Origin of the sequence: Glycomyces tenuis DSM 44171 (assembly GCF_000427885.1) — a bacterium.
Taxonomy (GTDB): Bacteria; Actinomycetota; Actinomycetes; order Mycobacteriales; family Micromonosporaceae; genus Glycomyces; species Glycomyces tenuis.
In genome coordinates this window covers 343,327-356,845 of the sequence record NZ_ATYW01000001.1, presented here as the reverse complement: position 1 = coordinate 356,845, position 13,519 = coordinate 343,327, and the positions used below count along the sequence as shown (strand labels likewise).

13 protein-coding genes and 2 tRNA genes are annotated in these 13,519 nt (G+C 69.4%); 2 read left to right on the top strand and 13 right to left on the bottom strand.

Features of this window, described 5'->3' with window-relative positions:
• Positions 1–11: 11 nt before the first annotated feature.
• On the top strand, positions 12–575 hold the full coding sequence (locus tag YWW_RS0101755; protein WP_026928739.1) for an ArsR/SmtB family transcription factor: 564 nt from the start codon (positions 12–14) through the stop codon (positions 573–575).
• Positions 576–611: 36 nt separating this feature from the next.
• Here the strand turns inward: YWW_RS0101755 and YWW_RS27740 are convergent, their stop codons facing one another.
• The 6 genes from YWW_RS27740 to YWW_RS27735 form a co-directional block, all read right to left on the bottom strand.
• Positions 612–1,052: a hypothetical protein gene (locus tag YWW_RS27740; RefSeq protein WP_035697466.1), complete on the bottom strand. Its 441-nt coding sequence runs from the start codon at positions 1,050–1,052 to the stop codon at positions 612–614.
• A complete protein-coding gene (locus YWW_RS0101745) occupies positions 1,049–1,792 on the bottom strand; it encodes an SDR family oxidoreductase (RefSeq protein ID WP_026928738.1) in 744 nt (247 codons plus the stop codon). The genes YWW_RS27740 and YWW_RS0101745 overlap by 4 nt, the downstream gene beginning before the upstream one ends.
• Positions 1,793–1,885: 93 nt before the next feature.
• The gene (locus tag YWW_RS0101740) at positions 1,886–2,821 is read right to left on the bottom strand and encodes an RNA polymerase sigma-70 factor (protein ID WP_051325290.1); all 936 of its coding nucleotides are present in this window, start codon (positions 2,819–2,821) and stop codon (positions 1,886–1,888) included.
• Between the two features lie 187 nt (positions 2,822–3,008).
• A tRNA-Ala gene (locus YWW_RS0101735) sits at positions 3,009–3,084 on the bottom strand.
• 98 nt (positions 3,085–3,182) lie between these two features.
• Positions 3,183–3,314, bottom strand: coding sequence for a DLW-39 family protein (locus YWW_RS36745; protein ID WP_211228391.1), 132 nt, complete (start codon positions 3,312–3,314; stop codon positions 3,183–3,185).
• A 201-nt stretch (positions 3,315–3,515) separates the two neighbouring features.
• Positions 3,516–4,088, bottom strand: a complete 573-nt coding sequence (locus YWW_RS27735; RefSeq protein WP_035697467.1) for a CGNR zinc finger domain-containing protein — start codon at positions 4,086–4,088, stop codon at positions 3,516–3,518.
• A gap of 82 nt (positions 4,089–4,170) precedes the next feature.
• On the opposite strand from YWW_RS27735, the gene YWW_RS0101720 reads away from it, so the two are divergent.
• Positions 4,171–4,860, top strand: a complete 690-nt coding sequence (locus YWW_RS0101720; protein ID WP_026928736.1) for a haloacid dehalogenase type II — start codon at positions 4,171–4,173, stop codon at positions 4,858–4,860.
• Positions 4,861–4,935: 75 nt separating this feature from the next.
• Here the strand turns inward: YWW_RS0101720 and YWW_RS0101715 are convergent.
• The 7 genes from YWW_RS0101715 to gnd form a co-directional block, all read right to left on the bottom strand.
• Positions 4,936–5,009, bottom strand: a tRNA-Ile gene (locus YWW_RS0101715).
• 295 nt (positions 5,010–5,304) lie between these two features.
• Positions 5,305–5,970 carry a DUF3566 domain-containing protein gene (locus tag YWW_RS27730; protein WP_026928735.1) on the bottom strand — a complete coding sequence of 222 codons (666 nt, stop codon included), beginning with the start codon at positions 5,968–5,970 and terminating at the stop codon, positions 5,305–5,307.
• Positions 5,971–8,391 carry a DNA gyrase subunit A gene (gyrA, locus tag YWW_RS0101705; RefSeq protein ID WP_155829849.1) on the bottom strand — a complete coding sequence of 807 codons (2,421 nt, stop codon included), beginning with the start codon at positions 8,389–8,391 and terminating at the stop codon, positions 5,971–5,973. It abuts the gene before it with no gap.
• 126 nt (positions 8,392–8,517) lie between these two features.
• On the bottom strand, positions 8,518–10,476 hold the full coding sequence (gene gyrB, locus YWW_RS0101700) for a DNA topoisomerase (ATP-hydrolyzing) subunit B (protein WP_026928733.1): 1,959 nt from the start codon (positions 10,474–10,476) through the stop codon (positions 8,518–8,520).
• A gap of 339 nt (positions 10,477–10,815) precedes the next feature.
• Positions 10,816–11,268 (bottom strand): DciA family protein, encoded by a 453-nt coding sequence (locus YWW_RS27725; RefSeq protein WP_051325254.1) that lies wholly within the window; start codon positions 11,266–11,268, stop codon positions 10,816–10,818.
• Entirely contained in the window at positions 11,258–12,394 is a 1,137-nt protein-coding gene (gene recF / locus YWW_RS0101690; RefSeq protein ID WP_026928732.1) for a DNA replication/repair protein RecF, read from the bottom strand. The genes YWW_RS27725 and recF overlap by 11 nt, the downstream gene beginning before the upstream one ends.
• 170 nt (positions 12,395–12,564) lie before the next feature.
• A complete protein-coding gene (gene gnd, locus YWW_RS0101685) occupies positions 12,565–13,440 on the bottom strand; it encodes a phosphogluconate dehydrogenase (NAD(+)-dependent, decarboxylating) (RefSeq protein ID WP_026928731.1) in 876 nt (291 codons plus the stop codon).
• Between the last annotated feature and the right edge of the window lie 79 nt (positions 13,441–13,519).

Sequence of the window (13,519 nt, the reverse complement as noted above, 5' to 3'; positions counted from 1 at the left end):
TCTGTTTTGTCATGACGGACAAGCCCCCGGACTACGAGCTCGCCGACCGGATGGCCTTGACCGAGCCGGCCCAGGTGAAGGCCATCGGCCACCCGCTCCGCACCACGATCCTGCAGCTCCTCCACGAGCGGGCCGCGACCGTCACCGAGCTCGCGACCGCGCTCGAACGTCCCAAGAGCACGGTCGCGCACCACGTGGACGTGCTCGCCCGCAACGGCCTGCTCCAAGTGGTGCGCACCCGGAAGGTGCGGGCGATCGAAGAGCGCTTCTACGGACGCACCGCGCGCCTGTTCTACGTGACGGCCGAGCCGTCGCCTGCCGGCGCGGCGGCATCCGGAGACTTCAACGATTTCGAGGTGGCCGCCCGCGAGTCCGCTGCGGCGTTCGAGGAGGGAAGGCTCTGGGGCTTCATCCGGCACGCGCGCATCACCGAGGACCAGGTCTCCGAGTTCTGGGGCCGCATGGCCGAACTGGTCGAGGAGTTCGACCGACTGCCGAGATCCGGCGAGACCACCTACGGGTTCGCGATCGGCATCTACCCCACCGCCCACCCGACCCTGCCGCCCGCGGAGTAAGTGCTCCTGACGCATCGTGTCCGTCCCGGAAGCCGCTCAGGCGGCACCGTCGTCGGTGTGATCGACCGGGTCGCGCCGCCGCCCCTCGACGTCCCGGCCGGTCAACGGCAGCAGCGCCAGCGGGATCGCGACGGCCGCCGCGAGCGCGATCACCAGCGGCATGCGCTCATCGGGTTTGAGATGGTGCAGCATAGAGAGGTGGATCGCCAAGTGCGGCACGGCGAACACCAGGTACACGGCGAGCGCCGTCCGGGTCATGATCCGCCCCATGACGACCGCGCTCACGCCCAGCACCACCGAGGTCGCCAGACTCATCGCGCCGTAGTCCATCATCAGGTGCGCGTTGTACGGCATGCGCATGCCCACCCAGGGGATGTCGAAGAACGAGCGGGGGAGCACCAACGCCCAGCACCCCACGGCGAACTGCACCACGGCGAGGAAGGCCAGTCCCGAGCGGAGCCAGATGCGGGCGCTCATGCGGCGAGGAACTGGTCGAAGGTGATCCGCCCGTCGGCGTGGCCCGGCGTCAGGTGCGCCCCTTCGCGAAAGCCGCGCATGCCGAAGCCGGCCATCGGCACCGGCGCCACCGGCCGGCGGAGGGAACGCGAGCGGGCACAGGCGCGGGCCAGGTCGGCGAGGGGACGGATCTCGGGGCCGCCCATGTCCGGCACCCGCCCGGACGGCGGCGCGCCCGCCAGCCCGGTCAGGCGGGCGGCCACCTCACCGGCGTCGACGGGCTGCAGGTCGACGCCGCGGGGCACCAGGATCACCGGCAGCCGTCGCTGCACGGCGCATATCCAGACGACGAGCTCGTGGAACTGGGTCGTGCGCTGGATCGTCCACGGCAGGCCGGAGTGCTCGACGAGCCGCTCACACGCCCGCTTCACCCGGTAATAGGGCAGGTTCACCCGGTCGACGCCGACGATGGACGCATAGCAGAGGTGCGGGCGCCCGGCTCGCGCCGCCGCTCGGATGAGATTGCGTGTGATGTCGACGTCCTTGCGGCCGTTGCTGGTCGCACAGTGGACGACCGTGCCCACGCCGTCCAGGGCCGCCTCCAGCCCTTCGCCGGTGAGCAGGTCGCCCTGGAACCTCCACTCCTTCGGCGAAGGGACGCGACTGAGCACCCGGACCGCATTGCCGGCCGCGGCCAGCCGCGACACGAGCGCGGGACCGAGTCTGCCGGTCCCTCCTGTCACGAGAATCGGATCTGCCACCGGTCGAAACCTCCTCGCATAAGGCGCGATGCCGGATCCGCCGGCCTCGCGCGGCTGTCGAGCCACCGCCGCGCACCGAAGCCCGGCGCGCGGTCACGGTAAAGAACCGGATAGGCCGGCGGAATGTGACAGCCGAAGCTTCTCGGGGTTGGCGATGATGCGAATTCCGACGATGCGGTCCCCCACGATCTCTGGGACCAGCACACCGATCAGCGCCTCCCCGGTCGAGGCCAGCAGGCCCGGCGCGCCGTTCACCTCCGAGACCGACAACCGCACCCGCCCACCGGCGAGCTTGAACGATCCCGCCAGATAGCGGGCCACCCGGTGTGCGCCGAGGATCGGCCGCCGGGCCACGCCGACACGGCCGCCGCCGTCCACCCACACGGTCACGTCCTCGGCCAGCACCCGCTCCAGCGACTCCAGGTCCCCGTGCTCCGCGGCGGCCAGAAACCGCTCCATGAGGTCGGGCCGAGCGACCGGCTCCGCCCGGCGATCGGCACCGCCGCGGGCTTCGGCCAGGCGCTTTCGAGCGCGGGCGTACAACTGCCGCGAGTTCGCCTCGGATGAATCGATGACCTCGGCCACCTCCCGGTGGCTGTACGCGAACGCCTCACGCAGCACGAACACCGCCCGCTCCATGGGGTTCAGCCGTTCGAGCAGCACGAGGAAGGCCATCGACACCAGCTCCCGCTGCTCGGCCCTGTCCAATGGGCCCAGCGCCCCGTCGGCGGTCAGCACCGGCTCGGGCAGCCAGAAGCCCACATAGCGCTCCCGGCGCATCCGCGCGGACGTCAACCGGTTCACGCACAAGTTGGTGGCGACCTTCGCCAGCCACGCCCACGGTGACTCGACCCGGCTCGCACGGTGCCAACGGACGAACACCTCTTGGACAACGTCCTCGGCCTCCTCGGCCGATCCCAGCATCCGATAGGCCAGGCCGAACAGTCTCGAGCGATGCCGCTCGAACTCCTCGACTGCGTCTGCCGCCACCCCAACACCCTTCGGGCCACTCGACGGATCCGACTCCATGTCCGGACTCGCTCCGCGAGCCTGTTCCCGGCCCGCGTGGGGGAAGTCGCCGACGCCCTCGACGCTCACCGGGCGGCGCAGATGTCCACCTGACCCGTACAGAATCCGCACGGGAATTGCGGACTGACCGAATACGCGACCGAACCAACTACACAATGTGCGTCTGAACAGGCCGTTTACCGGCCGATGGTGGAGCCAAGGGGAATCGAACCCCTAACCTCCTGCTTGCAAAGCAGGTGCTCTGCCAATTGAGCTATAGCCCCGTCGACCCCTGGGGGGTCGCGACCGTACGAGTATCCCCGCCGTGCTCATCGCACCAGCGAGGATACCCGGAACGCAGTGAGTTGGCTAACGCCTTTCGTCAGCGAATGTCTTCGGCGGAGGTCGTGGCCTCGTGCCACAGGGTGCGCTCGTCGTTGATGGCCTTGACCTTCTTGGCCACCACTACGGCGACGGTCGCGACACCGGCGACGATCAACAGTTTCTTCCACATGGACCCAGGCCCCCTAATACCAGAGCTTGCCGCGTACAGCAATGTCCCGTTCGACATTGCACGATGCGACTCAGCATAGCGAACACCGCCATGCCCGCCCCCCGGGCCAGCTCGACGGCTCTGCGAGTCGTAAACCGGCCTAAGGAATCAGTGCGAGACGACCAGGCGGGCGCTCCCGCGCCTCGTCGGCGAGCATCGGTGTCAAGCGGTTCCCTCGGACCCGTTCCCCTCGGCCGTGGCCAAAGCCCGTCTGCGGGCCCGATAGGCCGCGGCCTTGACGCGGTTGCCGCACTCGTCCATCCCGCACCAGGTGCGCCGGGCGCCGCGTGAACGGTCGAGATAGATGCGAGTGCAGCCGGTGCGACCGCACTCCTTGAGACGGGCGCCGGGATCGGCGAGCACGGCGACAGCGCTCCTGGCTATCTGGGAGAGCACCGCGCGGAGGTCCCCCGACATGCGCAGCCCCGCGTCGCTGAGCTCGATCGCGGGCATCGGCCCCGCGGCCGCGTTGTTGACGATCTCGAGGCCGCCCGGATCGAAGGGCCGATCGAGCACGCGGTCGCACGCGAGTCGGTAGATCGCCTCCCGCAGTGACAGCGCGGACTCGAAGGCGGCCGAGTCGGCGGTGACCCGGTCGGGGAGCTCGTCGCATTCGGCGACCCACCGCTCGAGGTCCGCGGGCACGGCCAAGAGCTCGATGGGCTCGTCTCGACGCGACGTCACGGTGCCGGCCAGGTCCAGGGCCGGGTTGCCGCTCACGAACGCGAAATCCACGTCACCATCTTGACCGGTGATGAAGCGGATGGCAAGATCGTCACCTGTTGAACCGGTGACGACAATGCGAACGGGAGCACTCATGGCCGAAACCCTCGACATCGAGGTCGTCGTCTTCGACGTCCTCGGCACGCTGGTCGACGAACCCGGCGGGCTTCGAGCGGAGATTCGCGACGCGGTGCCCGCCTCCGACGACGCGTCCGTCGAGGAGCTGCTCACGGTGTGGCAGCGGCATGTCGAACTCGAGCAGCGGCGCATCGGGCAGGGACGCCGCGCGTACGTCAACACCGAGGTCCTCGACCGGGAGGCCGCCGGACGGGTGGCCGACCGTGCCGGGCTCGACGATCCGGCGGCCGTCGCCCGGCTGGCCACGGCGAGTCGGCGCCTGCCCGCCTGGGGCGACTCGGTCGGCGCTCTCGAGCGGCTCGCGCAGCGGCTGCCCGTGCTCGGGCTCTCCAACGCCGGGGGCACCACGCTGCTGCGGCTGGGCGCACATGCCGGGCTGCGCTGGCACCAGGCCTTGTCGAGCGAAGCCGTCATGGCCTACAAGCCGGCGCCGGAGGTCTACCGGCTCGCCGTCGACACCGCCGGGTGCCCGCCGGAACGGGTGCTCATGGTGGCAGCCCACGCCTGGGACCTCCGCGGGGCGCAGGCCGGGGGGATGCGGACCGCCTACGTCGAGCGACCGGTCGGGGATCCGCCGAAGCGCACCGACGTCTTCGACCGGCGGTTCAGCGGGCTGGACGAACTGGCGACCGCGCTGACGGCATAGCACCGGTTCAGCGCGGTCGCCCGGGTAAACGGAAATCCCAGCCCGGCATACGGCCGAAGCTGGGATTTCATTCGGTGGGCGTACCAAGACTCGAACTTGGGACCTTTGAGTTATCAGCTCAACGCTCTAACCACCTGAGCTATACGCCCTCGTCAGGTGCCGCATCGCCTGTCCGGCAACGCTGAGAAAGGTTACCCCACCAGGGGAAGCAATGCGAACCCGGCCCCCTCTGGGAAGGGACGGCCGTCACGGCCGCCCGCGTTCCCGAGCCTACGGTCCGCGGCACCCGTCTGCAAGCGCGATACCGGCGGCTCGGCCATCGCGAGATCGAACCCCCGTCACCGCCACCGGCGAGCGCCACGGTTCGCGAACGGCGCGGGACCCGGGCGCACAACACGGCGGCCCGCCGGACCCGCGAGAGGTCCGACGGGCCGCCGGCCGTGCCTAGTCTCGTTCGGCGAGGGTGACCTCGACGCCGCCGACCAGGTCGGCGCACACGTTGTAGATGAAGGCCCCGAGCGTCGCCAGCGCCGTGAACAGCACCATGTTCACCACACCGAGCAGCGCGGCCGCCCCTATGACGCCCTTCGCGGTGATCCGGAAGTTCTCCGTGTCGATGCCGGTGTCGCTCGAGGTGCCCATGAGCATCGCCAGCATGTCGTTGACGGTGTCGAAGACGCCCATCGCGTCGAGCGCGATGTACAGCACCGTGGTGGCGACCACCATCACGATGAACAGCACGATCGACACGGCGAAGGAGAACTTCATGACCGACCACGGGTCGATCCGCTTGAGCCTGAGTCTCGCCCGGCGCGGGCCGCGCGCGGCGGCCTGCGACACGGCGGCCCTGGCGGCGCGGACCGCGTCGGCGACCCGCGCGGAACTCGCCACGCCGGCGGCCGGCGGCGGCGGCGTCTGCATCTGGGGGATCGCCTCCGGCGTGACCGGCGGCGGGGTCATCCCCGGCGGGCGGCGGATCGTCAGCGTCTTGTCCTCGTCGGCCGAAGACGGCGACCCACCGCCGTCCTTCGAATGCTCGACCGGATCGGGCGCCGCCTCGAGCTGCTCATCGCGCTCGGTCTCCGCAGCGGTAGCCTTCGCTTCCGTCATCTACTCGTCCTGCCCATCATCGGGTTCTTCGGCGCTCTTGGTGATGGCGAGCAACGAGACCTCTTCGGGCAGGTCGATCAGCTTCACACCCATGGTGTTGCGGTCCGTAGTCCTGCGGACCGGCTTCGCCGGTGTCCTGATGACGCCCCCTTCCGAAGTGATCGCGAACAGCTCGTCCTCCGGCGTCACGGACAGCGCCCCCACCAGATCACCACGTCGTTCCGTGATCTTCGCTGTCAGGACGCCCTTGCCGCCGCGGCCCTGCTGCGGATACGCCTCGACCGGAGTCCGTTTCGCATACCCGCGGCTGGTGGCCACGAGGATGTCCATATTATCGCGCAGCACGATCATGGTGAGCAATTCGTCATCTCCCACGAATCGCATTCCGATCACACCGCTCGTGGCGCGGCCCATCGGACGCAGCGATTCGTCGGAGGCCTGGAAGCGGATCGCCTGGGCCTTGCGGGAGACGAGCAGCAGGTCATCGGCGGGTTCGATGAGCGCGGCGCCGACCAGTTCATCGCCGTCGCGCAGATTGATGCCGACGATGCCGCCGGTGCGCGGCGAGTCGAAATCGGACAGCTTGCTCTTTTTGACCAGGCCGTTCCGGGTGGCGAGCACCAGATACGGGGCGGCCTCATAGGACTGGAGCTGGATGACCTGAGCGATCGTCTCGTCCGGCTGGAACGCCAGGACGTTGGCGACGTGCTGGCCTCGGGCGGTGCGGCTCGCCTCGGGCAGCTCGTAGGCCTTGGCCCGGTAGACGCGGCCCTTGTTCGTGAAGAACAGGATCCAGTCGTGCGTGGTGCACACGAAGAAGTGGCTGACGATGTCGTCCTGCTTGAGCTGCGCGCCCTGGACGCCCTTGCCGCCGCGCTTCTGCGAGCGGAACGAGTCGGTCTTGGTGCGCTTGACGTAGCCGCCGTGTGTGATGGTCACCACAATGTCTTCGCGGGCGATGAGGTCCTCCATCGAGACCTCGCCGGCGTCGGGCAGGATCTGCGTGCGCCGCTCGTCGCCCCAGCGCTGCACGACCGCGGCCAGCTCGTCGCGGACGATCGCGCGCTGCCGCTCGGGCTTGGCCAGGATGTCGTTCAGATCGGCGATCTTGGTCTCGATCTCGACGAGCTCGTCGACGATGCGCTGGCGCTCCAGGGCGGCGAGCCGGCGCAGCTGCATGTCGAGGATCGCCGTCGCCTGGATCTCGTCGACCTCGAGCAGCTCCATGAGCCCGGCCTTCGACTCCTCGGCCGAGGGCGAGCGGCGGATGAGCGCGATGGTCTCGTCGAGCAGGTCGAGCGCCTTGGCCAGACCGCGCAGGATGTGGGCGCGCTCCTCGGCCTTGCGCAGCCGGTAGCGGGTGCGCCGAACGATGACGTCGATCTGGTGGGCGACGTAGTAGCGCACCATCTGGGCGATGTTCAGCGTGCGCGGCACGTCGTCGACCAGGGCCAGCATGTTCGCGCCGAAGGTCTCCTGGAGCTGGGTGTGCTTGTAGAGGTTGTTCAGCACGACCTTCGGGACGGCGTCGCGCTTGAGCACGACCACGATCCGCATGCCGGTGCGCCCCGAGGACTCGTCGCGGATGTCGGCGATGCCGGTGAGCTTGCCGTCCTTGACGAGCTCGGCGATGCGCTCGGCGAGGTTGTCCGGGTTGACCTGGTAGGGCAGCTCGGTGACGACCAGGCAGGCGCGGCCCTTGGCGTCCTCCTCGACCTCGACGACGGCGCGCATCTTGATCGAGCCGCGGCCGGTGCGGTAGGCGTCCTCGATGGCGGCGCGGCCGAGGACCGTGGCGCCGGTCGGGAAGTCCGGGCCGGTGATGAGGCCCATGATCGCCTCCAGGGCCTCCTCCTCGGTGGCCTCGGGGTGGTCGAGGCACCAGTTGATGGCCGAGGCGACCTCGCGGAGGTTGTGCGGCGGGATCTTGGTGGCCATGCCGACCGCGATGCCCTCGGAGCCGTTGACGAGCAGGTTCGGGATCCGCGAAGGCAGGATCGTCGGCTCGGTGGTCTTGCCGTCGTAGTTCGGCTGGAAGTCGACCGACTCCTCGTCGATGTCGCGGAGCATCTCCATCGCGAGCGGGTCGAGGCGGCACTCGGTGTACCGCATCGCGGCGGCCGGGTCGTTGCCCGGCGAGCCGAAGTTGCCCTGGCCGTCGATGAGCGGGTACCGCAGGCTCCAGTGCTGGGCCATGCGCACGAGCGAGTCGTAGATCGCGCCGTCGCCGTGCGGGTGGTACTGGCCCATGACGTCGCCGATGACGCGGGAGCACTTGACGTAGCCCCGGTCGGAGCGGTAGCCGCCGTCGTACATCCCGTAGAGGATCTTGCGGTGGACCGGCTTGAGGCCGTCGCGGACGTCGGGCAGCGCACGCCCGACGATGACGCTCATGGCGTAGTCGAGGTAGGAGCGCTGCATCTCGACGTCGATGCCGATCGGGTCGATGCGGCCGTGGGTCTCCGTCAGGTCCAGCTGGTCTTGGTTGTTCTCAGGCACCAGTGCTTCCTTGCCTTGTAAAGCGGATCGTGAACGAACGGGCCGTCATCAGATGTCCAGGAACCGGACGTCCTTGGCGTTCTCCTGGATGAAGCGGCGGCGGCTCTCCACGTCCTCACCCATGAGGACGCTGAACAGCTCGTCGGCGGTTGCCGCGTCGTCGAGTTGAACTTGGAGCAGGTTGCGCCGGGCCGGGTCCATGGTCGTCTCCCACAGCTCGGTGTAGTTCATCTCACCGAGGCCCTTGTAGCGCTGGACGCCGTCCGAGCGGCGCGGGTCGGACTTGCCCTGGGCGATGCCCTCCTCGATGAGCCGGTCCCGCTCGGGGTCGGAGTAGGCGTAGGAGACCAGATCGCCCTTCTTGTTCCACTTGATCTTGTACAGCGGCGGCTGGCTCATGTACACGTGGCCGAGCTCGACGAGCGGGCGCATGAAGCGGAACAGGAGCGTCAGCAGCAGCGTGTTGATGTGGTGGCCGTCGACGTCGGCGTCGGACATCAGGATGACCTTGTGGTACCTGAGCTTCTCGATGTCGAATTCCTCGTGGATGCCGGTGCCGAGGGCGGTGATCATGCCCTGGACCTCGTTGTTCTTGAGGATCTTGTCGAGGCGGGCCTTCTCCACGTTGAGGATCTTGCCGCGGATGGGCATGATCGCCTGGGTGCGCGGGTTGCGGCCCTGCTTGGCCGAGCCGCCGGCGGAGTCGCCCTCGACGACGAACATCTCGCACTCTTCGGGGTTGGTCGACTGGCAGTCGGCCAGCTTGCCGGGCATCGAGGAGGTCTCGAGGAGGCTCTTGCGCCTGGCCAGCTTGCGGGCCTGGGCCGCGGCCTTGCGGGCCTGCGCGGCCGAGGCGGCCTTCTGGACGATGACGCGGGCTTCCTTGGGGTGGCGGTCGAGCCAGTCGGGCAGCCACTCGTTGCAGATCCGCTGGACGAAGCTGCGGATCTCGGTGTTGCCGAGCTTGGTCTTGGTCTGGCCCTCGAACTGCGGCTCGCGCAGCTTGACGGAGATGATCGCGGCCAGGCCCTCGCGGATGTCGTCGCCGGAGAGGCGGTCCTTCTCGGTCTTGAGGATCTTCTTCTCGAGCCCGTACTTGTTGACCGCGTTGGTCAGCGCGGTGCGGAAGCCCTCCTCGTGGGTGCCGCCCTCGTGCGTGTTGATGGCGTTGGCGAAGGTGTAGACCGACTCGCCGTACGACTCGTTCCACTGCATCGCGACCTCGACGGCCTGCCCGTCCTCGTCGGCCGAGAAGGAGACCACGGTCGGGTGGATCGCGTTCTTGGAGGCGTTGAGGTGGCGCACGAAGTCGGCGATGCCCTCGTCGTAGCGGAAGGTGACCTCCCTGATCTGCCCTTCCTCGTCGAGGTGGTCGGGACGCTCGTCGCGCAGGGTGATGGACAGGCCCTTGTTGAGGAAGGCCATCTCCTGGAGGCGCCGGTAGACCGTCTTGTAGTCGAACTCGAGGGTCTCGAAGATGTCGCCGTCGGGCCAGAAGCTGAGGATGGTGCCCGTCTCGTCCGAGCGCTCGCCCTTCTCCAGCGGGCCCGGCTGGGCGTTCTTGTAGTGCTGGCGCCACACGTGGCCGTCGCGGCGGATCTCGACCGACAGCTGGGTCGACAGGGCGTTGACGACCGAGACGCCGACGCCGTGCAGACCGCCGGAGACCGCGTAGGTCTGTGAGTCGAACTTGCCTCCCGCGTGGAGGACGGTGAGCGCGACCTCGACACCCGGCTTCTTCAGCTTCGGGTGGAGGTCGACGGGGAAGCCGCGGCCGTTGTCGGTGACGCGGATGCCGCCGTCGGCGAGGATGGCCACCTCGATGTCGGTACAGAAGCCCGCCAGCGCTTCGTCGACGGAGTTGTCGACCACTTCCTGGAGGAGATGGTGCAGGCCCCGCTCACCGGTCGAGCCGATGTACATGCCCGGGCGTTTCCTGACCGCCTCGAGGCCTTCGAGGACCGTCAGCGAACTGGCGCTGTACTCGTCCTGCTTCTTCGCCGCCACCGGCAACTCCTTCTGTCGTCGTTCACGGTCAGTGAGAAAGCTAGTCCGTGGGTGTGACACTTTCGGCGATCGGCCCGCAGCTCACGGGCCGCGGCCACTGGTCGGCCGCTCCGGAGGGCGCCGGAGCGCGCCGCACGGACCTCGCCATGGCGAGACGGCCGGAGCTGTGCGCCCGACCGCCCTCGCCGAAGCTCGCGGGCCGTCGCAATGAGCCCGCGTCACCCGTCAAGTCTACTGCGGCCTCGCTCCGAATACCGTCTCTCTGCGGCGTGATGTCGTCACAGTCGCATCGGGAGACCCGGACATGAACCCCCCTACGGCCCCTAGGGTCGGACCGCTTCAGAATGTGTCACGGGAGCCATTAAACCGTACCCGCCTAGGCCCGAAGGAACGTGTCGGCTGTTTGGGGCCGACGATCTTCAGGCGTTTGACCACGCCGGGCCCGAGCGCCGCTGTGATCTTCGCGTAGATCTGCTTCGAGAACAGCCGCAGCTGCGTGGCCCAGGCCGTGGACTCGGCCACGACCAGCAGTTCGCCGTCGACGAGCTGCTCGGGGCGGCAGTGCCCGGCGATCTCGGGACCGACGATCTCGGTCCAGCGGCCGAACACCGAGGCGTTGGAGACCTTCCCGGTCCAGCCCTTCTTGCGCACGACCTGCCCGAGGAGCGCCCCGATCGCCTCGGGGTCGCGCCGGTCGGGGCCGGGCCCCGACCATTCGCGGCGGAAGCGCGGGTCGTCGCTCCTGCCTCTCCTCTTGGGGCGGGGGCGGTAGTCGTAGCCGTCAGAGGACACGTCGGATCTCCCCTTCCCAGACGTCGAAGCGGGCGCCGACGAGCCGGTCGGGCACGTCCCCGGCGACGGCGCAGGTGATGAGGGTCTGCGGCGCGGCCTCGGCGTACTCCGCGAGGCGCTCGCGGCGCGTGGTGTCGAGCTCGGCGAACACGTCGTCGAGGATCAGGATGGGCGCGGTGCCGTCGGAGCGCAGGAGCTCGAACGCGCCCAGGCGCAGCGCGAGCGCCACCGACCAGCTCTCGCCGTGGGAGGCGTAGCCCTTGACCGGGAGCTCGCCGAGGACGAGGTCGACGTCGTCGCGGTGGGGGCCCACGAGCGTGGATCCGCGCTCGATCTCCTTGGCGCGGGCGCCGGCCAACGCGGCCGAGAGCCGCGCGGTGAGGACGTCCCGGTCGGCGGCGAGGTCGTCGCCGAGTTCGGAGGTGTACGCGAGGCTCACCTCCGAGCGCCCGTCGGCGATGCGGGCGTGGGCCTTGGCGACGGGCTCGACGAGGTCGGCCAGGAGCGCGAGGCGCCCGGCGAGGAGCTCGGCGCCGTGCTCGGCGAGGTGCGCGTCCCAGGCGTCGAGGGTGGCCATCTCGGCGCCGCCGGGGCCGCGGCCGCCGGTCTTCTTCGCGAGGTAGGCGGTGCGCAGGAGGGTGTTGCGCTGCTTGAGGACGCGTTCGTAGTCGGCCTTGACGCCGGCGAAGCGCGGATAGCGCGAGCACAGGAGTTCGTCGAGGTAGCGGCGCCGCACGGACGGCTCGCCGCGGACGAGCGCGAGGTCTTCGGGGGCGAAGGCGACGGCCTTGAGCGCGCCGATGAGCTCGCGGGGGCGGGTCAGCGGGTGCTTGTTGAGGCGGGCGCGGTTGGACCTGCCGGGGATGATCGCCAGCTCGGCGAGCAGGCGGCGCGAGTCGTGGACGATCTCGGCGCGGATGACGGCCTGCTCGGCGCCGGCGCGGACGAGCGGAGCGTCGTTCGCGACCCGGTGGGATCGGAGCGTCGAGAGGTAGACCAGCGACTCGACGAGGTTCGTCTTGCCGTGCCCGTTGGGGCCCACGAGTATCGAAGGCCCCTCGTCGAGCGCGATCTGGGCGTGCGGGTAGGACCTGAAGTCGCTCAGTTGCAGCTGTCGTACACGCACGCCTCTATTGTGCCGCCTTCCACCGACGCGTGTCGGACCGGATGCCCGCCGCGACACCGTCGCGGCGGCGATCGCCGTTCGGTTTGCCGGGACGACGCGGCGGGACCGCGCCGACGGCCGCCTCGCGGCCCCGTGCCCGCCGCTCCTCCGGTTTCACGGCGTGTCCGCCACTATTCCGGTTTTACGGCGTGTCCGCCGAACTGGTTCCGCAGCGCGGCGACGGCCTTCATGGCGGGGGAGTCGTCCTGCCGGGAGGCGTAGCGGGCGAACAGGGAGTCGGCGATGGCCGGCAGCGGCACCCGCAGCCGGATGGCCTCCTCGACCGTCCAGCGGCCCTCGCCGGAGTCGGCGACCCAGCCGCGGATCTTGGCCAGTTCCGGATCCTCGTCGAGCGCGCGGTCGAGCAGGTCGAGCAGCCAGGAGCGGATGACGGTGCCCGAACGCCAGGACTTGATGACCTCGGGCACGTTCTCGACGTGCTCGGAGGCCTCCATGAGCTCGTAGCCCTCGGCGTAGGCCTCCATCATCGCGTACTCGATGCCGTTGTGCACCATCTTGGCGTAGTGCCCGGCGCCCACCCCGCCCGCGTGGACGAAGCCGTAGTCGCCCTCGGGCTTGAGCTCGTCGAAGATCGGCATCAGCCGGTCGACGTCGGCCTTGGCGCCGCCGACCATGAGCGCGTAGCCCTCGCTGAAGCCCCACACGCCGCCGGAGACGCCGACGTCGACGTAGCCGATGCCCTTCTCGCCGAGCAGTTTCGCGTGCTCGGTGTCGTCGGAGAACCGGGAGTTGCCGCCGTCGACCACGAGATCGCCCTCGGAGAGCAGCTCGGCGAGCTCGGCGACGGTGGACCGGGTGGCCTCGCCCGCGGGGACCATGATCCAGACCGCCCGGGGGGCTTCGAGCGCCTGGACGAGCTCGGGGAGCGAGGCGACGTCGGCCTTGTCCGGATCGCGGTCGTACCCGACGACGTCGTGGCCGGTCTCCTCCAGCCGCGACTTCATGTTGCCGCCCATCTTGCCGAGCCCGATCATGCCCAGTTGCATGCCGCGCCCCCTTCCACGTGACTCAAGCGATGTACGCGCCCGGCCTCGCGATTCGTCCCCGAAAGGCGTACCACGGGCC

Coding starts and splice junctions, on each gene's coding strand:
- gnd (WP_026928731.1), bottom strand. CDS start 13,440: ATGCAACTGGGCATGATCGGGCTCGGCAAGATGGGCGGCAACATGAAG.
- gyrA (WP_155829849.1), bottom strand. CDS start 8,391: ATGCAGCGCTCCTACCTCGACTACGCCATGAGCGTCATCGTCGGGCGT.
- YWW_RS0101720 (WP_026928736.1), top strand. CDS start 4,171: ATGGCCGAAACCCTCGACATCGAGGTCGTCGTCTTCGACGTCCTCGGC.
- YWW_RS36745 (WP_211228391.1), bottom strand. CDS start 3,314: ATGTGGAAGAAACTGTTGATCGTCGCCGGTGTCGCGACCGTCGCCGTA.
- YWW_RS0101740 (WP_051325290.1), bottom strand. CDS start 2,821: ATGGAGTCGGATCCGTCGAGTGGCCCGAAGGGTGTTGGGGTGGCGGCA.
- YWW_RS0101755 (WP_026928739.1), top strand. CDS start 12: ATGACGGACAAGCCCCCGGACTACGAGCTCGCCGACCGGATGGCCTTG.
- YWW_RS27740 (WP_035697466.1), bottom strand. CDS start 1,052: ATGAGCGCCCGCATCTGGCTCCGCTCGGGACTGGCCTTCCTCGCCGTG.
- YWW_RS27730 (WP_026928735.1), bottom strand. CDS start 5,970: ATGACGGAAGCGAAGGCTACCGCTGCGGAGACCGAGCGCGATGAGCAG.